This window comes from Virgibacillus sp. FSP13 (genome assembly GCF_054048505.1).
The window spans coordinates 21,429-40,310 of record NZ_JBSVKG010000030.1 but is presented as its reverse complement, the minus strand read 5'-3'; the positions used below and the strand labels follow the sequence as shown (position 1 = coordinate 40,310).

18 protein-coding genes, 1 pseudogene and 1 riboswitch are annotated in these 18,882 nt (G+C 38.3%); of the genes and pseudogenes, 6 read left to right on the top strand and 13 right to left on the bottom strand.

Annotated features, from left to right (window positions below; all coding sequences use genetic code 11):
* The first annotated feature begins 596 nt into the window (after positions 1-596).
* The 3 genes from ACW2QC_RS18095 (at position 597) to mqo (ending at position 4,712) form a co-directional block, all read left to right on the top strand.
* A complete protein-coding gene (locus ACW2QC_RS18095) occupies positions 597-2,183 on the top strand; it encodes an L-lactate permease (RefSeq protein WP_457545342.1) in 1,587 nt (528 codons plus the stop codon).
* Between the two features lie 129 nt (positions 2,184-2,312).
* A complete protein-coding gene (locus tag ACW2QC_RS18090; protein ID WP_457545341.1) occupies positions 2,313-3,020 on the top strand; it encodes a FadR/GntR family transcriptional regulator in 708 nt (235 codons plus the stop codon).
* A gap of 213 nt (positions 3,021-3,233) precedes the next feature.
* Positions 3,234-4,712 carry a malate dehydrogenase (quinone) gene (gene mqo / locus ACW2QC_RS18085; RefSeq protein WP_457545340.1) on the top strand — a complete coding sequence of 493 codons (1,479 nt, stop codon included), beginning with the start codon at positions 3,234-3,236 and terminating at the stop codon, positions 4,710-4,712.
* 423 nt (positions 4,713-5,135) lie between these two features.
* Here mqo and rlmH read toward each other — a convergent pair whose 3' ends face one another.
* Positions 5,136-5,615 carry a 23S rRNA (pseudouridine(1915)-N(3))-methyltransferase RlmH gene (gene rlmH / locus ACW2QC_RS18080; protein WP_457545339.1) on the bottom strand — a complete coding sequence of 160 codons (480 nt, stop codon included), beginning with the start codon at positions 5,613-5,615 and terminating at the stop codon, positions 5,136-5,138.
* 106 nt (positions 5,616-5,721) lie between these two features.
* Complete coding sequence (locus ACW2QC_RS18075; RefSeq protein WP_457545338.1) at positions 5,722-6,465, bottom strand: AAA family ATPase; 744 nt, start codon at positions 6,463-6,465, stop codon at positions 5,722-5,724.
* Positions 6,466-6,624: 159 nt separating this feature from the next.
* Between ACW2QC_RS18075 and ACW2QC_RS18070 the strand changes: the two genes are divergently transcribed.
* Together ACW2QC_RS18070 and ACW2QC_RS18065 are read left to right on the top strand one after the other, a co-directional pair.
* Positions 6,625-8,202, top strand: a complete 1,578-nt coding sequence (locus tag ACW2QC_RS18070) for a Na+/H+ antiporter (protein ID WP_457545337.1) — start codon at positions 6,625-6,627, stop codon at positions 8,200-8,202.
* Positions 8,203-8,467: 265 nt separating this feature from the next.
* Positions 8,468-8,827 carry a Lin0512 family protein gene (locus tag ACW2QC_RS18065; RefSeq protein WP_457545336.1) on the top strand — a complete coding sequence of 120 codons (360 nt, stop codon included), beginning with the start codon at positions 8,468-8,470 and terminating at the stop codon, positions 8,825-8,827.
* A 66-nt stretch (positions 8,828-8,893) separates the two neighbouring features.
* Here the strand turns inward: ACW2QC_RS18065 and ACW2QC_RS18060 are convergent, their stop codons facing one another.
* The 11 genes and pseudogenes from ACW2QC_RS18060 to ACW2QC_RS18010 form a co-directional block, all read right to left on the bottom strand.
* Positions 8,894-10,066 carry an MFS transporter gene (locus ACW2QC_RS18060; protein ID WP_457545335.1) on the bottom strand — a complete coding sequence of 391 codons (1,173 nt, stop codon included), beginning with the start codon at positions 10,064-10,066 and terminating at the stop codon, positions 8,894-8,896.
* 134 nt (positions 10,067-10,200) lie between these two features.
* A riboswitch (purine riboswitch) is annotated at positions 10,201-10,300 on the bottom strand.
* Between the two features lie 216 nt (positions 10,301-10,516).
* Positions 10,517-11,323 (bottom strand): SDR family NAD(P)-dependent oxidoreductase, encoded by an 807-nt coding sequence (locus ACW2QC_RS18055; protein ID WP_457545334.1) that lies wholly within the window; start codon positions 11,321-11,323, stop codon positions 10,517-10,519.
* Positions 11,324-11,341: 18 nt separating this feature from the next.
* Positions 11,342-11,650 (bottom strand): MarR family winged helix-turn-helix transcriptional regulator, encoded by a 309-nt coding sequence (locus ACW2QC_RS18050; protein ID WP_457545333.1) that lies wholly within the window; start codon positions 11,648-11,650, stop codon positions 11,342-11,344.
* A gap of 132 nt (positions 11,651-11,782) precedes the next feature.
* A pseudogene (locus tag ACW2QC_RS18045) lies at positions 11,783-12,538 on the bottom strand (SDR family NAD(P)-dependent oxidoreductase).
* A 479-nt stretch (positions 12,539-13,017) separates the two neighbouring features.
* Complete coding sequence (locus ACW2QC_RS18040; RefSeq protein ID WP_457545332.1) at positions 13,018-13,917, bottom strand: helix-turn-helix transcriptional regulator; 900 nt, start codon at positions 13,915-13,917, stop codon at positions 13,018-13,020.
* A gap of 213 nt (positions 13,918-14,130) precedes the next feature.
* Entirely contained in the window at positions 14,131-14,574 is a 444-nt protein-coding gene (locus ACW2QC_RS18035) for a hypothetical protein (protein ID WP_457545331.1), read from the bottom strand.
* A 5-nt stretch (positions 14,575-14,579) separates the two neighbouring features.
* Positions 14,580-14,771 (bottom strand): helix-turn-helix transcriptional regulator, encoded by a 192-nt coding sequence (locus tag ACW2QC_RS18030; RefSeq protein ID WP_457545330.1) that lies wholly within the window; start codon positions 14,769-14,771, stop codon positions 14,580-14,582.
* A 940-nt stretch (positions 14,772-15,711) separates the two neighbouring features.
* Positions 15,712-15,855 (bottom strand): hypothetical protein, encoded by a 144-nt coding sequence (locus ACW2QC_RS18025; protein ID WP_457545329.1) that lies wholly within the window; start codon positions 15,853-15,855, stop codon positions 15,712-15,714.
* Complete coding sequence (locus ACW2QC_RS18020; RefSeq protein ID WP_457545328.1) at positions 15,839-16,105, bottom strand: hypothetical protein; 267 nt, start codon at positions 16,103-16,105, stop codon at positions 15,839-15,841. Before ACW2QC_RS18020 ends, ACW2QC_RS18025 begins: the two co-directional genes overlap by 17 nt.
* Before the next feature lie 188 nt (positions 16,106-16,293).
* Positions 16,294-16,509, bottom strand: coding sequence for a TIGR04104 family putative zinc finger protein (locus ACW2QC_RS18015; RefSeq protein WP_457545327.1), 216 nt, complete (start codon positions 16,507-16,509; stop codon positions 16,294-16,296).
* Between the two features lie 87 nt (positions 16,510-16,596).
* On the bottom strand, positions 16,597-17,889 hold the full coding sequence (locus tag ACW2QC_RS18010) for a purine/pyrimidine permease (protein ID WP_457545326.1): 1,293 nt from the start codon (positions 17,887-17,889) through the stop codon (positions 16,597-16,599).
* 120 nt (positions 17,890-18,009) lie between these two features.
* Here ACW2QC_RS18010 and ACW2QC_RS18005 point away from each other — a divergent pair, with 120 nt between their 5' ends.
* Positions 18,010-18,882, top strand: a complete 873-nt coding sequence (locus ACW2QC_RS18005) for a LysR family transcriptional regulator (protein ID WP_457545325.1) — start codon at positions 18,010-18,012, stop codon at positions 18,880-18,882.

Genomic DNA, 18,882 nt, shown 5'->3' with positions numbered 1-18,882 from the left:
TTTAAATTTTGTGTGTATGATGTAGGAACAACTGATATTTTAGGTAAAAAACGAGTTTATTTTAAAACACTCACAAATGTTGATACACATCAATATTTGTGAGTGTTATTGGTTTTTAGGACGCAGGGGGAAATGTAGGAGTTGGATTTGTTTGACACAGGGTTCCTCCCGTGTTTTTCTTTAGCAACTTCCATATTTACCAATATTATGCCTTGGATCCAATATTATGCCTTGGATCGCCCGCTATTAAATAGCAAATATTGTGCCAATCCCCCACTACACTAAAGCGGTAGAGAAGCGGGGGATTGACTCCATATGTATCCTCGCTGAATGTTTAAAAGAATACGCTCGCCTTCTTCCCGTTTGACCTCATCTCAGCTACACTCATATCTTCCGGAGCCTTTTCCTCGACAACTTCCACGCTTTCCACTTTTGCATATGCAGATAATTACAATAAGTCTAAAGTTATTGACGTAATCTTAAATTCGCTTTAAAATAAAAATAACTCATCAGATGACCCGAGGAACGAACAACTAGATCACCACAAAATGAAAGCGTTTTTTTGGTGAACTCATAATAAGGGGGGATTATTTAACATGTTATTATTTGCAGCATTAAGTGCGATAATTGCACCATTCATTTTCCTAGTTATCTTTAGAATGCCAGCAGTTAAAGGAATGCTCTTTAGTGCACTCATTGTAATTGGCTTAGCACTTTTTGTGTGGGGAATGGGTGGGACAATTGTCATTGCTTCCATACTTCAAGGGCTACATAAAGCATTGACAATTCTATTGATTCTATTTGGTGCTATTGTTTTACTAAATACACTCCGACATACCGGTGCGGTGGATCGGGTAAATCAGGGTTTTCGTAATATTTCAAGCGATATGCGTGTTCAAGTTATTATTGTCGCATTCTTATTCGGTGCATTGATCGAGGGGGCTGCAGGATTTGGGACACCAGCTGTTGTGACAGGCCCTTTAATGGTAGCACTTGGTTTTAACCCAATGGCTGCTGCTGCATTGGCTTTAATCGCTGATAGTTCTCCTGTATCATTTGGCGCTGTCGGTACACCGATTCAAGTAGGTTTAAGTAATATTCCTAATGCAAATTTAGCATTTTTTAATGAAATTGGTGTGAATGTTACACTGATTGATTTGTTTGCTGGAACGTTTGTACCACTTATTTTAATTGCTATTTTGACTCTATTTTTTGGTAAGAAAAAGGGACTATCCAGTACATTATCAATGGTACCATGGGCACTTCTCATTGGTATAACCTATACAGGGTCATCGCTTTTATATGCAACATTATTTGGACAGGAGTTTGTGGCCATTTTGGCTTCATTAACTGGACTTGCTGTTGCCACATTAACTGCAAGAAAAGGGTTTCTCCTACCAAAGACAACGTGGAATGAGGCACTCCAATCTGATTTCAAAGTATCAGAAGATAAATCTAATATGGGGTTAATAAAGGCTTGGTCACCATATCTAATGGTAGTAGGGTTACTGCTTATCACTAGAATCATAGACCCAATTAAAGCGTTTACCCTTAATCACGTTGATTGGACATGGAGTAATATTCTTGGAATTGAAGGGATAACATCTGGATGGGAAGTGTTGTACTCTCCTGGAACAATTTTAATCATTGCAGCTCTATTTGCAATATTAATCCAGCGTAAGTCATTTTCAAATTTCACAAAGGCATCAAAAAAATCACTTGGACAAGTTCAGAGTGCTGGCCTTGCCTTGTTTTCAACACTTGCACTGGTACAAGTGTTCTCCAATTCTGGTTTGAATATGAATGACTTAGTTAGTATGCCACAATACATTGCCGGGACATTGGCAGAAACATTTGGTTCCGGATGGTTATTTGTTGCTCCATTCCTTGGAGAACTTGGTTCATTTATTACCGGTAGTGCAACCGTTTCAACACTGACGTTTTCACCAATTCAGTTTAATGTAGCAAATGAAGTTGGTATGAATCCTCAGATTATATTGGCAATCCAGGTTATTGGTGCTGCTGCTGGGAATATGATTTGTGTTCATAATGTTGTTGCAGCGTCAACAGTTGTTGGCTTGACAGGTAAAGAGGGAGATATTATCCGAAAGACGTTAACACCAGCAATATTATATGGCATTTTAGCTGGTATTGGCGGATTTATAATCATGCAATTCATTTAAAATGCAGTTTACCTACAAATAAATAGAAAGCGTTAACAAACAAAGCACCGTAATACAAAGTGGACTAGGCTCTTTCTTCCTTATTTGGCACCTATGCGGTAAACTAGAATGTAGGATAGGAGGGATATCTTGAATGTTAAGCCGATAAAGACAAGAAAAATATATGAAGAAGTTTCAGATTCATTGATCGACATGTTAAAGTCTGGAGAACTTTCACCAGGTGATAAACTGTCTTCAGTTGAACAGTTAGCAAAAGATTACAATGTCAGCCGTTCGGCGGTCCGGGAAGCATTAAGCGGATTACGTGCCATTGGTTTAGTGGAAATGCGACAGGGGGAAGGAACATATATTACCAAGTTTGATCCCTCTCAATTTTCACTCCCTGTTACCACTGCGCTGCTGTTAAAGCGTGAGGATATCAAAGAATTATCCGAGGTGCGGAAAATTCTCGAAGTTGGTTCAGCTAGTGCTGCTGCGCTTAGTCACCGAGAAGAAGATTTAATCCCGATGGAAAAGGCATTACAGAAAATGTACGATGCGAAGGGAAAAGGGGAACTTGGTGAAAAAGCAGACCTTGAATTCCACCTAAGCGTAGTGAATGCAACACATAATAGAATGCTGATAAACCTAATGGGAAGTGTTTCCGACATTATGGTTGAATCTATGCGTGAAACACGTCGGCTAATTTTATATTCAGATGAGAGAAAAGGTGCTCTTTTCAAAGAACATCAGCGTATTTTTGAGGCCATTAAGGCCAGAAACCTAGTAAATGCTCAAAAAGCAATGCGTGATCATCTGATTGAAGTTGACCGTTTAATTGCGGAATATATTGATTAACAATGATTGTTCTGGCTTTACAAACTGTAGGGCCTTTCTAAACAAGCTAGTCATCTGATGACCTGCTTTAAACGGTGTTAAGACGAACGAACTTAAATATTTCTTTATCCGTCCGACCATAATCCCAAATTTAAGTTGGGTACTTCACTAACAATACGGAAAATATAAACTTTGAAAGAATTACCAAATTATTATTATACGAGGGTGATTTATATGAATAACAGACCATCTACATCAGATGCTATTTTAATTGGTACAGGAATTATGAGTGCTACCTTAGGGGTGTTGCTAAACGAATTAGCACCCGAATGGAAAATTACAGTATTTGAACAACTTGATGAAGCTGGTAAAGAAAGCTCTAATGAACGAAATAATTCAGGAACAGGACATGCTGCTTTATGTGAGATGAATTATACAATTGAGCAACCTGATGGCACAATTGATATGGAAGCTGCAATCAGAATAAATGAACGCTTCCAACTTTCAAGACAGTTCTGGGCTTATCTAGTGGATCAAAATTTAATTGGAGAACCACGTAACTTTATTACAAGTTTACCGCATATTAGTTTTGTAAAAGGCAAAAAAAATGTAGCTTTTTTAAAGAAACGTTTTGAAACAATGTCTAAGCACCCATTGTTTAATGGAATGGAGTACTCTGATGATCCAAGTATGCTAAAAGAATGGTTCCCACTTATGATGAAGGATCGATCAACAAATGAAGCCGTTGCTGGGGCAAAAATTGATGATGGTACTGATGTTAACTACGGGGCACTAACTCGCGCAATGTGTGATTACTTAGAAAAAAGAAATGTGAATATCAATTACAACCACAATGTTAAAGATATCAAGCGCAGGAAAGACGGCTTATGGGAAGTTACCGTTCAAAAAGGTGAAGAGGTAATTGAAACACACACAGCGAAGTTCGTATTTATTGGTGCTGGTGGTAAAAGTTTACCTTTACTACAAAAAACGCAAATTCCTGAAAGCAAACATATAGGAGGATTCCCAATTAGTGGGCAATACTTGGAATGTAATAATCCTGAGGTAATAAAACAGCATCATGCGAAGGTATATGGTAAAAATCCAGATGGAGCTCCACTACTTGTTGTTCCACACTTGGACTCAAGAACAATTAATGGCAAACAAACGTTGATTTTCGGACCATTTGCTGGTTTTTCACCTAAATTCCTAAAAACAGGATCAAATATGGATTTATTTGGCTCAGTCAAACCGCATAATCTAATTACGATGATGGCTGCAGGTGCAAAAAACTTATCATTATTACAATACTTAATCCAACAATTAAGATTAACAAAAAAAGAACGAATGAAAGAACTGCGCGAATTCTTCCCTGATGCGAAAGATGAAGATTGGGAACTAAAAGTGGGAGGACAACGTGTACAAGTAATTAAAGATACAGATAAGGGCAAAGGAACAATTCAATTTAGCGATACAGAAGTTGTACGTAGTAAAGATGGCTCCTTAGCCGCATTACTTGGTGGTTCTCCAGGTGCCTCAACATCCGTTTCAGACATGATTCGTTTAATTGAAAATTGTTTCCCTAAGCAGCTTGATGAATGGAAACCAAAGCTAAAAGAAATGATCCCTTCTTACGGCGAAAAGTTAACTGATAAACCGGAACTCGTTGATAAAATTCAATCTTGGACAATGGAGTCACTTGATTTAAAATAATTCGTGTCCTAGGAATAAGTTGATATGTTTTCATATCCATATCAAAGAAAGGTTCTTTGTTAAATATGGAGGTGAGTGTGCATGAGATGAATCACTGCTATGTTTTACAGAGAACCTTTTAAAATATAATACTAAAATTGAATGTAAATATATTAACCTAGGTACTGGTATAATGTTTTGGATTGTTCAGCATTGTACCCGAAAATATAGCCCCTAAAATATTGTTTAAAGGCACAACGAGAAAAGTCTGACACATGCACGGGGAGTGATTTAATTTACTGCCACAGTCTTTAGAGTATAAAAATTAGTTAATTCCCATTAGTGTTGCATAAAAACTATTCTGTTGTTTTAAAAATGTTGTTGGAAGAGGTATCCAACAACTTTAATAAATAAAATTGGCTTGTTTTTTAAGTAAACCGCTACCTATTTGTGATACGGCTCCCCCCGCATAATCCGAAACGCCCGATAAACCTGCTCCAACAACACCAACCGCATTACCTGATGAGGAAACGTCATCTTAGAAAATGACAATGCCAAGTCACCCCGCTTCTGCACAGCATCACTTATCCCAAGCGAACCGCCAATCACAAACGCAATTTTGCTTTTCCCATATGTAGCAAGCTCATCCATTTTGGCTGCCAATTGTTCGGATGTTAGCATTTTGCCGTTGATTTCTAGCGTGATCACATATGTATCCGGTGAAATTGCACCTAGGATTCGGTCTCCTTCCTTCCGCTTCACTTCCAACATTTCTGCTTCGCTCATGTTCTCCGGAGCCTTTTCATCGGCAACCTCGATAATATCTACTTTTGCATAGGCGGTGAGCCTTTTTAAATATTCCTGGATTCCTTGCTTTAAGTACTTTTCCTTCAATTTCCCAACCGCAACAATTGATATTTTCATTCCTATCATTCCTTTTCTAGGACATAGGGACAGGTCCATTGCCCAAAAGTATATATTATGAAACTGCTGGGACAATGGACCTGTCCCCATGTCCCGTTCTGCTGCATTATTGAAATAGGTGATGCAGTATGCGTTCTTTGTCCTCGAAGAATTGTTTCATGATTGTGTAGTGATTCGTGTCCTCTAGGGCCTTTTCGTCCATGCCTTCTTCTGTAAGCTCAATGATTTTTGCATCAGTATATGCCATTATAATCGGCGAGTGGGTTGATATGATAAACTGTGATCCTTGATTGACCAGCTCATGAATCCTGGCAAGTAGTGGGGACAGTGCGGCTTCTGGTTCGTCCAAAATATATAACCCTTTACCCTGAAACCGATTGATAAAAGCTGCAAAAAAGGATTCGCCGTGCGATTGCTCATGGAGCGATTTGCCACCAAAGGAATCGATAACCCTTGGGGCGGGAGTTGGTTGTGCGTCCATCTCCTCAATATTTGTTGCCACATTGTAAAACGTTTCTGCACGGAAAAAGAAGCTATCTTTTGGTCTATGTGCACCTTTTATTATAGTTAAATATTGATCAAGCTTAGAGTGAGAGTCATAACTAGAAAAGTTAAAATTACGTGTTCCGCCTTCAGGATTAAACCCTAACGCAACAGCAATGCCTTCAAGCAATGTTGACTTTCCCATTCCATTTTCCCCAATTACGTATGTAACATTAGGATGAAAGGCAAGTTCCCTAAATGTACGGACAACCGGAAGATTATACGGAAACATGTTATATGAAGGTATCTCATCCTTTTTTATTCGAAGACTTCTTATGTATTGGGTATCCCCATTTAACTTATCCATAAATTCATCCCACCTAACACAATATATTGCGATGCTGCTGGGACAAGAAACCTGTCCCCATGTCCCAGTTTACCTAATCATGTTTGTAGAATCTAATCTTTTTCATATGTTTGGGGAAAATAAATGATATCCGTGAAAAATCAGAAGGGGGAAGCGTCCATGCATGATCTGGATCCACACCATATATTCGAACTAGGACTTATAATGATTATGATTGCAGCAGGGATTACTGCTGTTGCGAAAAAGTTTAAACAACCTTATCCGATTGCACTTGTCATTGTTGGTGCAATCATTGGGCTTGCAAACATTCCCGCGTTGGGGCCGTTAAAGGCGTTTATTACAGAAGGGGAAGTGTTTAACTTTGTCATTATTACATTATTTTTACCTGCATTATTGGGGGAAGCCGGATTAAAGTTACCATTCGCTCATCTTTACGAAAATAAAGCTCCTGTTCTTGCTCTTGCTTTTGGAGGGACCTTCTTATCATTTATCGTTGTTGGTTTTTCATCCATGTGGCTTCTGCAGCTTTCTATCCCGGTAGCATTCGTATTTGCAGCCTTGATGAGCGCCACAGATCCAGTAAGCGTATTGTCTATTTTTAAAAGCGTTGGCGTAAACAAACGTCTTGCAACTGTAATTGAAGGGGAAAGTTTATTTAATGACGGTTTAGCAGTTGTTCTATTCAATATATCCGCTTTTTCCTTGCTACAATATGTTGATCTTGGCTTTGAAGGTATTGGCTTGGGATTATGGGAATTTGTAAAAGTGATCTCGCTCGGACTGATCATTGGTGGTGCTCTAGGATATGGGGTATCCCGTATAACTAGGCACTTCGATGATTATCCATTAGAAATTATTTTTAGCATCATTCTCTTTTATGGGGCATATTTACTTGCAGAAAGCGTTGGAGCATCGGGTGTCATCGCAGTTGTTGTTTCTGCCCTTGTTTTAGGTAATTATGGTACTAAAATTGGGATGAGTCCAACGACAAGGTTAAATATTAGTAACTTTTGGGATGTAGCAGCACTGCTGGCAAATTCCCTCGTATTTTTAATGGTCGGATTGGAAATAACGCGAATCAATGTAGCAGATAAATGGGGACTCATTTTTATTGCTATTCTAATCGTGCTTGTTGCGAGAAGTATTGCAGTTTATGGTAGTTTGTTATTCATGAAAAATTTTCCCAACCCATGGAAGCATATTTTAAATTGGGGCGGTTTAAAAGGGTCATTATCCATTGCACTTGTTCTCAGTCTGCCTAATGATTTCGCAGGTCGGGAGGAAATTTTGATTATGGCTTTTAGTGTGGTGTTATTCTCATTGGTTCTCCAAGGACTGTCCATTAAGCCACTTATATCCTTACTAGGTGTCAAAAAGCAAGAGAAAGGATATAAGGATTATCGTGAACTTATTGCCCGTTCATATCGATACGAAACAGCCATTGAAGAAATAACAAAAGTGAAAAGGAATCTGTTAATAACGGAAACAGTGGCAAAGGAAATCATAGACAAATATGAACTGGGAATAACCAATGCACAACGTGGTGTCGAGCAGCTGTTGCAAAAATATCCTAATCTTAAGGAAAAACAACAAACTGTCCTCCACAAACATTCCTTATATGCACAGCACGAGGCCATTGACCGCTTGTTAAAAGAAGGTATAATTACAAATGATATTGCCGAGAAGGAGCAAGCATCGATAACAAACAAACTTGTGGAATTGGAGAAAGACCAGTGACTCGAATTCATGTCTATTAGAGGTTGTTCAAAAAGTCCGGTAAAAATGACACATCGAATTTCTTCGTTGGCTTGTTTCTCCGCTGCTCATGTATCTAAATGCATACATTCCGCTGCTCGAAACTACGCCGCCTCGAACTTCTCGGTCCTTTTTATCCTCCTTTTTGAACACGCTCTATTAGAATGTTTGCTATTACCAATCAACACGTTTGTTATATGTAACACAAGGGAACATCACTAAAAACCACACAATAAGGAGCGATACCATGCAACAACTCTTATTTATTCAAACCGGGACAGGCCTTGATGTTCACGGTCAAAATGTGACACAAGCATCTCAGCGAGCAATTGAGGATGCGATTCATTATAATTCCATGCCAGGGATTACAAAAATGCTCCCTGATGAGAATTTGGAAAATATGAAAGTAAATGTGAAATTAGCCATCCCTGCTGATCATGACAAATTGGATGAGGAAAAAATCAAAGCGATGATTCCATATGGCACCGTAACAGTTGAAGCTGTCAATGGCGGTATGGCAACAACCAGTGGCATTTTTCTTGAGGATAAACACGATAAAAATGATTTGATGTATATTGTGAATGCAGCTGTTGAGGTGGGCTATTAAACAAACAAGGCGTATCCAGGATAATTCCGGATACGCCTTTCATCTGCAATAGTGCAGCTTTAACCATTATGCATTTTCCAATTCAGACTTCTGAGAAACAACTGGCTTTTTCAATGAGAATACTGCACAAAGCAAGGATATGATAACAATTACACAACCAACCCAAGATATGTTGGCTACAGATCCGGTTTGTCCCAATGCAATACCACCTATCAAGGAGCCGAGGGAAATGCCAATCTGCAGTGCAGAATTATTAAAGCTCTGTTGAATATCTGCTGTATTTGGGTCTGTTTGAATCAAATAACTTTGCTGTGGTGGAGCAAGTGCCCAACTTAATGCAGCCCATATCATCATTATTGGCGTAAATATAACGAGTGAAACCGTTGAAAATGGCAGCACAAACAGTACGATAGCAAATAAACCAATCACAACTAGAATACTTTTTTCGGCGCCTATTTTATCTGAAAGCGATCCGCCAACCGCTCCTCCACTTACAGCTGCTATGCCAAATACGAAATAAACAATACTGATCCACGTGGAATTCAGATGAAGTGTTGTTTCCAGAAAAGGTGTAAAGTACGCATAAAGGGTATAGTGTCCAGCAAGCATAAACATGGTTGCCAAATGGGCACTTCCTAATTTCGGACTAGCAATTGCCTTTAATTGTGTTTTTAGCGGAACCGTCTTTTCACTCTGGATTTTGTCCATAAACAGTGCAACAAGAATAAAAGATCCGACTGATAAGGCAGCGATACAAAGGAAAATAACGCGCCATCCAAATGCATCTGAAATTAAAATGCCCAAAGGAACGCCCAGTACTAGCGAAGAGCTGATTCCCATATACACAAATCCTACTGCCCTAGCTTGCTGTCCAGGCTTAACAATTTTGGTAGCAATGGTCAAAGACAGGGCTACAATTAATGCCGTACTCATCGCCGTCAATATTCTGGCAATCATTATCAAGGTGAAATTAGGACTGAAAAATGTCATGATATTACCAGCAAAAAAGACAAACAATGTGATAAGATATATTTTTTTCCGCTCCATTTTACTTGTTAATATGAGTAAAACTGGACCGGCAATCGCATATATAAGTGCAAACACTGTTATCAGTTGGCCTGCAGTAGCAAGCGAAATGTTTAAATCATCTGCAATGGCAGGAAGTATCCCGCCTACAATTAATTCAACAAGCCCAACTGCAACAGCTGATATTGCGAGTATAAATACTTTAAAATTCATACAAAACCACAAATCCTTTCCTAATCGGGACGCGGGGACAGGTTTGTTGTCCCAGTCCTGTTTGACGATATATCTGGGTTCAAGGGTGGGACAACAAACCTGTCCCCATGTCCCAAAAATAAAAAAAATCCTGATTACAAAATTAGTTATTTTGTAATCAGGATTTTTCGGTTCCTGGTAGAGACCCTCAAGCCATATTCTTGAAGTTATACAAGGTTATACATCAACATATATTGTCTGTTTATAGAATCTAATTTTGAATTATACTACTTCATTCGTTGCTTTTCAAGTTAAAAACCCAACCAATTTTATCCGTTGAACAAGGCCTAAATTCGCATTTATTTCCGTGGATAATTCTAAAATCCAAACAGCTTGTCCAATTGAGTAAAAAGGCATGATAAAGCACATATCCACCTTGTTTTTTAGTGGATATGCGCCATGGTGAACTATTTATTGTTGCGTCTTCTTCATAAATTCTTGAAAATCAGCAATACTTGGATTTCCCATATAGTGCCCACCTTCAACTTCAATTGTTTGACCTGTGATAAATTTCGACTCATCAGATGCTAAGAACAAGACAGTATTGCCAATGTCATCTGCCTCCCCATGATATGGAAGTGCATTGAATTTCGCAAAAATGTCCAATACCTCTGGTGGCATGTTGTTTTTAGCAGCCGGTGTTAGGATTAATCCTGGTGCAACTCCATTACAGCGGATATTATCTTTTCCATATTGTGTGGCAATATAACGTGTTAAGTTCACGACCGCTGCCTTTGACGCACCATAGGATGATCTGGTTGAATCCCCGGCAAATGCGGCCATTGACGCAGTATTAATAATTGAGCCACCGCCAGCCTTGATCATATGTGGAATCGCGAACCTGCTGCCCAATAGCACACTTTTTGTATTCACATTCATTAAGCGATCCCATTCAGCCAAATCGATGTTGACCACGTCAAGATCCTTCTGTAAATTTGTTAGCCCAACATTGTTATACAAAACGTTGATTGTTCCGTACTGCTTCACGGTGAATTCCACTGCTTCCCTGATGGATTCTTCCTTTCCTGCATCGAGAAAAATCCCTGTAGCTTCATAGCCTTGATTCCTAATGAGCTCCGCCGCTTCTTTAGCACCATCAACATTAAAGTCTCCAATTACAACCTTTGCACCTTCTTTTGCCATTAACGTCGCGGCAGAATGTCCAATTCCTGACGCTCCACCTGTTACCAATGCGACTTTTCCTTGTACTCGACCCATCCTATTCATCTCCATAAATTATTTTTCAAAATTCCTTAGTAGCTTTTCATGAATTGCTAGAAACTGTTCTATTTCCTCTTCTGTTAGGACAGAAAAAAGCTCTTTTCTTAACTCAAGTCCCTTTTGCTGTGCTTCTTCAAGCAGTTCCTTGCCTGTGTCTGTAATGGCCAATCGGATAATTCTTCGGTCGGCTTCATCGTATTTTCGATCTGCATAACCATCTTTGATCAGTCGGTTTGCAATATTGGTCATTGCACCCGGAGTGTATCCTAGCTCATTGGCAAGTTCGGATTGCTTTTGTGCGCCCTTTTGTTTTAGTTCTGACAAGACAAGGATCGGGGAAATCCCAATGTTATGCTTGAATGATTTTATTCATCTAATAATTGATTCATTGGTAAACAACTCAACCGCCCGAATCAATTTAAACACATTATTCTTTTCCAAACGGTACCACTCCAGTTAACGTAGTTTGATGGAACCACCATCAACCATTATTGTCTGACCGGTGATGTAATTGGAATCTTCACTGGCCAAGAAAACAGCAGCCCGCCCGATATCACTTTCCAACTCACCAAATCGGCGCATTGGGATATTGGATAATACGGATTGATAATATTCAGGTTCTTCCTTAGCCCACGCCTGTACACCCGGCGAATTAGCAATTGGCGAAATTAAGTTAACATTAATTCCGAACTGGCCAAATTCATTTGCGGCCACGCGAGATATTGCCCGAATAGCCTCTTTAGCAGCTGCATAGGCTGCTTGTGTAGAATGGCCTTCAATTCCCGCACCAGATGCAAAGTTTATAATGCTGCCTTGGATTCTTTTAAATATGGCAAAGCAGCTTGCATGAGATAAAAAGTTGGATAAAAGCCCGTATTAAAGGACAAATCCAGATCAGCCTGTGTTAATTCTTCAAAGGGCTTATGTGTAGATGCATTGCATTATTAACCAGGATGTCCAATTTACCGTATTTGTCCACCACCTGCTTAATGATCCCCTCTAGTTTGTCGTGCGCTCAGCAAGGTTCGCTTGAATAAACATTGATTTAGACTGATATTCCTGCAGTTCTTTAATCGTTTCTTTGCCTGCCTCTTCATTTAAGTCCACAATAGCGACCGTTGCGCCTTCCTTCACAAATGCAGTTGCCATCCCTTTGCCGATTCCACCTGCACCACCAGTAATAATTGCAATTTTATCTTGTAGTTTACCCATTCGTAATCAGCTCCTTTACAATATAGTTTAGCATTAAACTGTTTAATATTAAACTACTTAATTCTATTGTTAACTATTTCTCTACTTTTTTATCTAAAGTGATAGAATCTTTTAAAGGCCAAGTCAGACACGTTCCACTCAGCCTTTTTATTCTTCCTCTTTAAAAACCGTTTATGCAGTTTTCTAAGTAGTTCCCTTTCGGTGGAGAAAATATTAAATAACATTGAAAACAACACGAAAAAACGCAAAGGATTTATCCCTTTGCGTTCAACACATTTAGATTTTCAGCAATCGCGCTTGTTTTTTGAACAGTATTTTTGCTAAAATACTATGCTACTTTTACTTCACAGCGCACTGTTCTTCATCTTCTCCAAATAAAAATCCAAGCCCTATAATAATGGTAAGTGTATTAACAACAAGTAAAGAAATTGATAAAATCTTTTTCATAGCCAATCACCCTCTCACATTTTTTGCCTTGATTAACGCGTGCTATTACTTTCAAAATTTAAATTGACAGGTTCGGCTAGTAAATCTTCGGACGGTCTATGCTCGGTCACTGGAACACTTTCATCCACAATTTCAAAGCCAAGTTCATCCATCCAAACTTGACCATGACCATTTAATAATACTCCAAACGCAATCACTTCACTTTTTATTGGGACATCTAATACAAGGCTGAAATAATTCCATTCATTAGTTCCCTTGATTGGACGATTCATCATATTGTCAAAAGCAAGTACCTCACCAGAAGAATGATCAATACGCATCCATAAACCCGCCGATTCTTTAATGTCCATACTTTTAACAAATGCCGAAAATCTAAGCCTTTCTCCACGATACCTATCTGACTTAATTTGTTGCATGAGCGTAACAAACCCCTGTGCCTTCTCACCCTTTGATTTTAAATATGCCGAGCAATTACCGTTGTGGACAATTCTAGTATCTAAACCTGTTTCATAATCCGATGGCGATTCACCCGTCATTACCCAACCGATGGGTGCATTATTTTCTGTAACCATGAAAGAATCTCCTTTACTAATTAGTTTCCTAAGCAAATTCCGATAACGCCCTGGTGCCATGTCGTAAACTTTTTTAAAGGATCTTGTAAAGGATTCCTGCGAGCCAAAACGATAGCGCAGAGCAATGTCAATCACTCTTTGATCTGTGACAATTAAATCCCTTGCGGCTTGGGTCATCCGGCGCTCCTTTATATAATTAATAGCCGATTTACCAATAATCTTTTGAAAAAAACGATGGAAGTGAAATCTTGAATAACCGACATGTTTAGCTAGAAAATGAAGTTGTATTTCGTCTGTAAGATGCTGTTCAATAAACTTTAGTGACCTTTGAATAGCTTGTTCATATTCTTGATATGCCAACAGGACACCCCCCCTAACCTTTATGTTTTTAGTATATCTGGATAAATTTCAGGAAGTTTGATTTTTTGTGCTAATTTATTTTAGTTAAATAGTTGATAAAGGCAAGAGAAAAGCGAATCCTGTTCTAGATTTGCTTTCTTTCCTCAACAAAATGGCACGATTCTGATACAATTGAGTTCGTTATCGCGCCCGATTTCTTGTACAAACTACCGTTTATAATAAATCCTTGTTCTTGTTATAAGAACGTTTTAAAGAAGTAAAACTTGCGACAAACCAACTTAAGCTAACACTTAATGTCAGCCATAAAATTTCAAACCATTTCTCCGGACCAGCGAAAATCAAATATCCTAAAATTAAGCTTATAAAAAATACAGCTATCCTCACAGCTATGATTTTTAATTCCTTTTTATATGCTTTAGTTGTAGTCACATCAGTATATTCAATGCCGGATACTACATATCTTATTGAGACATAAAAAAGAAAAATAGCAAGTGATAATAATAAGGCATTAACTACTGTTATATCAAAATAGTTGTTATATATAATCATTGCGATAAGAGAAAGGAGAAGTAATAGCGCACCTTCACAGTAAAAATACAACATCATCTTTTCTTTATATTCATCATTCGGTAACAAAAACGATATCCAGGATTTCATTTCTATTAAACCTCCCAAAATAATTCGTCTAAAGTTTTGTTAAGTGCCTTGGCGATTGCCACGCATAACTGAAGACTTGGGTTGTAGGTTCCTTTTTCAATTAACCCAATTGTTTGTCGCGTTACTCCCGTTCTCGAAGCCAATTGTTCTTGTTTAAGAGAAGCTTTAATACGAGCAATCTTCACATTATTTTTCATAAATTCACCCACGTTTTATGCAATATATATCTAACATATGCAACTTTTATATTATATCACTTATAGAAAAAGTCAAATAAAAAAGAGGCTCTTCAAAACCCCTTTGTTAAGCAATCTGGCTCGATTCATGAATTATTTTATTCGTTTTCGCTTTGAGGGGGATGGCAAAATGTTAATAACATCAATATCTCTTTCATTTTCATAAACCGCATAAAAAAACAAATAATTTAACATTCTAACGGGTTTACTTGTGAGGTACAAAATGATAATTGGCGCCGTAATTCACAAGGTAATTCACGCGATTTTCACAACCGATTTCACAATATAAATCACATTAAAAAGGCTTAGAGAAATAAATTCTCTAAGCCATATTTTTTAATTACCTATTCCACTAAAGCACCAGTTTGTTTAATAATTTTTATCCAAAAGTAGAAGCAAATAACTACTTCCCAAAAGAAAAAATGCAATTTGAGTTACAACGTAAACTGTAAGCTCGACCGGAGTCAGTTTCCTTTCCCTCTTGATTTTCTTAAAATGAAAATAATAATAAATTGCACATACGAGCAACACTACTCCAGATACTTGAAATATATTTTCTAATAAGACAACCATAAGAATCTTCCTCCTCTTCTTCAACTCTTCTGCCAGTTAGTTTAAGTGTAAAATTTCACAATTTCTCTGTATTATTGCTATTTTCATTTTAACATAAAAATCCAAATGCCTTTGTTTCTCATAGTAATTCACATATTAAATCGCAAGAAATTCGCGAGACGGAAATATTTATTTCCATATCTGTGATAATGGGTGTGTTTTGCTATGTGAATTTCAAACAAAAGAGAGACAAGTCCTTATGTAGCAACAAAAGTATCGCAGTAAATTATATTAATATTACTGCGATTTTGCTTGTAAATGGCTTGTTTGCACCTCTGAAGTGAACCCGTTATTTAACATTCGATGTCGGCCTTTTTCCGTATGTTAGACAACGCAAACCTTTAAAAGATCCCTGCTCAACCATCTTTCCGGCATATGGAAAAGAAGATAACAGACGATTAATTTCATCAATCATGTTATCTTCTTTGGTCATACCGCAGCTCCTTTAATTCTTTTGCGGTATACCTTTTCATGTTAGGATTATCAAGAAAACGCTGGTGCGAGTCTTTTGATTCTGGGTATGATTCAATTTCCTGTTCCAAATTGCCAAGACTTTCATCTTCTGATTCCGTATTATGCACCTCAAGGGAGAACAACTTTCCATCGGCCACAAACATAGCCTCATTTTTATCATTCAATGCATTTGCAAGCTCTTGTTTTGCATTGTTGCTTAACGCACCCATTTTGATCACCTCAAAAGATTCTTTCTATTTATTATAACATAGTTTAAAGTCGTCCCCGGTCATCATTAAATCATTTAATAAGGATAATAAGGTTTACGAATTCACTTTTTCCTGTTTTCTATTTAAAAATACTTGCTATAAAAATCACGTCTTAATTTGAGAATACGGTATTAACATATACAAGTTACCTACATCGGTTCATCTTTATCGCTTAATTTGATACGGAAAAGAAGAACCGGAACGAATATAAGACTTAGATAACCTAATGTGAATAATCTTTGAGTTCCAGCCGAAATATATTGTTTATGACCACAATTGGGACAGTCTTTACCATTCTTTGAAAATCCAAGTGACAAAATTTCTTTCACTTTCCACTTATAATTACAATTTGTACATCGTGCCATAGAACTATCTCCTTTCCTAAACTCTACCCAATCGAGCTACCCACCACTTATCACGCTTACAGGCTGATTGAAGTGAGGGCTTCTCAACTACCTAGCCGTTTCCCCCTGCTTTTTCTCCATTTTCGTTAATACAGCTTCCGTTACGACTGCAATGATGGCACCGAATACAAGACCGTTACTAAGCACAGAAACAAGTGTTGGCGGCATTGCCGAAAACGCTTCGGAAGGAATAAACATTACTCCTATTCCTGCAAATAAAGATATCCCTACAACTTGAAAAACATGCCCTTTATTTTTAACCCCTTCAAACTCCTGTAACGCCAAACTAATGATACTAGCAAACACCGGGAATATCGCAGCATACCCAACAGCTTCGGGAATTGCCGCAACAAACGATGTAACTGGTGGAAACAAGCTAATTGCAACGATCATAAGGGAACCAATGATAAACGGTTTTTTGCTTGTTATTTTTGTTGTTTCAATAAACCCAGCCGAACCAGAAACAGGCACCGCACCTATTGCCGAGAAAAGCCCGCCAAGTAATTGGTTAATTCCCGAAATAATTCCCGTTTGCTTCAAGCGATCCTTCTCTACCGGTACTTGATGACGTTCTAATACTTGTTGAACGACGCTTACGGTTGCCAACATATTCGCAAGGAGAAGTAATGTTATAAAAATAACCATTATAATCATATTTGCTTCTATCCGTGGTGAGCCAAATGCAAAAACTTCAGGAAGCTTCATGAATGAATTTACCATTGTTACAGGCTTTGAGAGGCCAAAAACGGAAAACAAAATCCATCCGAAGATAATACTAAACAATACGGAATAATGCCCAACACGTGGAATTTTCATAAAGCCATAAGATAAGATGACTATTATAATCGATAATAAAAGAACCTTGCCATCAACAACATTTGAATCTCCGTTTAACCCAAACATTCCCTGCAGAAATGAACCGCTCAATTGCGCAACCATGAGAATCAAGTAAATACCCACAACTGTTGGGGTAAACAAACGTGCCAATTTTTTTACCAACCCAAAAACACTTAACAAAATAAAAATAACACCGCTCAATAAAAATGCATATTGCAATACCCGCAGTGTTTCCATTTGTGACCCAAATAGAACTGAGCCCAATCCGGCATATAGTGAAAAGACACCCCACCACAGACCAGCCGGACCTTCCTGGACTGGTAGGCGGTGTCCAAATAACGCTTGTAGGATCCCTGCTAATCCAAGGACAAATAACGTTCGCTGAACAAATTCAACCGTCGAAATCGCATCAAGTCCATAACTAGATGCAATAGCAACCGGCACTACTACACTACTCATTAATATAAATAAAGCCCATTGCAGGGATGAAAAAATAACGTTCAACTTTCTAGCACTCCTTTTTACATGGTTTACACCAAAATTAAAGAAACTATGTACAATCATACGGCAAAATTATATAATGAATCAAATTAATATTTTACATGCACATATGAGGTGTTACTCATGACAATTACACAGTTTGAGGTTTTTGTCACCGTTGTGGAAACAGGTAGTTTTACAAAAACTGGAGAAAAGTTAAACATGACCCAATCGGCAGTGAGTCATGCAGTGAAGGGACTGGAATCGGAACTCGGAGTGGTCCTGTTGATTCGTGACCGACGACGTGGATTGCTCTTATCCGAAGTAGGCAAGCGCATTCTTGTTCATGCCCGTGAAGTTCTTAACCGGGTAAGGCATATTAACCAGGAAGCAACAACCGCCTCAGGAATTGACGTTGGTTCAATTAGAATCGGGAGTTTTCCTAGCGCTTCCCTGCATTTGCTACCCAGAATGATTTCCGTTTTCCATTCTCAATACCCCGAAGTTGATCTTACCCTTTTTGATGGTACTTATCAGGAAGTTGAAGAATGGTTATTATCCCGTGTTATAGACATTGGGTTCGCTTCTATTCCACATCGCGAATTGGAGTTTATACCAATTTTAGAGGATAAAATGGTGGTTGCGCTTCCGGAAAACCATCCCTTGTTATTACAGGATTCCATTCAACTTGAGGATTTTGCACATGAACCATTAATTATGACGAAGCTGGGATCTGAGGAAATTGTAAGCAAGATGTTTTCAGATGCAGGTCTCCAACCTAACGTTCGCTTCGAAGTACAGGATGGGGGAACCATTATGAATATGGTTAAAGAGGGTCTTGGTATAACCATTGGACCAGCGTTAGCACTTCCCAGCAAACAGGCAGGAATCGCCATCCGAACGATTAATCCCCCAGTATGGCGAAAAATTGGGCTATCCTGTCCGTCTATTGAAGAAGCTTCCCCTGCAGTAACGGCATTTATCAATATTGCCCAGCAATTGTTTCAGGCGGAATAA

Bases quoted from the DNA above. Each gene is read 5' to 3' on its own strand.
- ACW2QC_RS18095 (WP_457545342.1), top strand. From the start codon at position 597: ATGTTATTATTTGCAGCATTAAGTGCGATAATTGCACCATTCATTTTC.
- mqo (WP_457545340.1), top strand. From the start codon at position 3,234: ATGAATAACAGACCATCTACATCAGATGCTATTTTAATTGGTACAGGA.
- rlmH (WP_457545339.1), bottom strand. From the start codon at position 5,615: ATGAAAATATCAATTGTTGCGGTTGGGAAATTGAAGGAAAAGTACTTA.
- ACW2QC_RS18075 (WP_457545338.1), bottom strand. From the start codon at position 6,465: ATGGATAAGTTAAATGGGGATACCCAATACATAAGAAGTCTTCGAATA.
- ACW2QC_RS18070 (WP_457545337.1), top strand. From the start codon at position 6,625: ATGCATGATCTGGATCCACACCATATATTCGAACTAGGACTTATAATG.
- ACW2QC_RS18065 (WP_457545336.1), top strand. From the start codon at position 8,468: ATGCAACAACTCTTATTTATTCAAACCGGGACAGGCCTTGATGTTCAC.
- ACW2QC_RS18060 (WP_457545335.1), bottom strand. From the start codon at position 10,066: ATGAATTTTAAAGTATTTATACTCGCAATATCAGCTGTTGCAGTTGGG.
- ACW2QC_RS18055 (WP_457545334.1), bottom strand. From the start codon at position 11,323: ATGGGTCGAGTACAAGGAAAAGTCGCATTGGTAACAGGTGGAGCGTCA.
- ACW2QC_RS18035 (WP_457545331.1), bottom strand. From the start codon at position 14,574: ATGAAATCCTGGATATCGTTTTTGTTACCGAATGATGAATATAAAGAA.
- ACW2QC_RS18030 (WP_457545330.1), bottom strand. From the start codon at position 14,771: ATGAAAAATAATGTGAAGATTGCTCGTATTAAAGCTTCTCTTAAACAA.
- ACW2QC_RS18025 (WP_457545329.1), bottom strand. From the start codon at position 15,855: ATGACCAAAGAAGATAACATGATTGATGAAATTAATCGTCTGTTATCT.
- ACW2QC_RS18020 (WP_457545328.1), bottom strand. From the start codon at position 16,105: ATGGGTGCGTTAAGCAACAATGCAAAACAAGAGCTTGCAAATGCATTG.
- ACW2QC_RS18015 (WP_457545327.1), bottom strand. From the start codon at position 16,509: ATGGCACGATGTACAAATTGTAATTATAAGTGGAAAGTGAAAGAAATT.
- ACW2QC_RS18005 (WP_457545325.1), top strand. From the start codon at position 18,010: ATGACAATTACACAGTTTGAGGTTTTTGTCACCGTTGTGGAAACAGGT.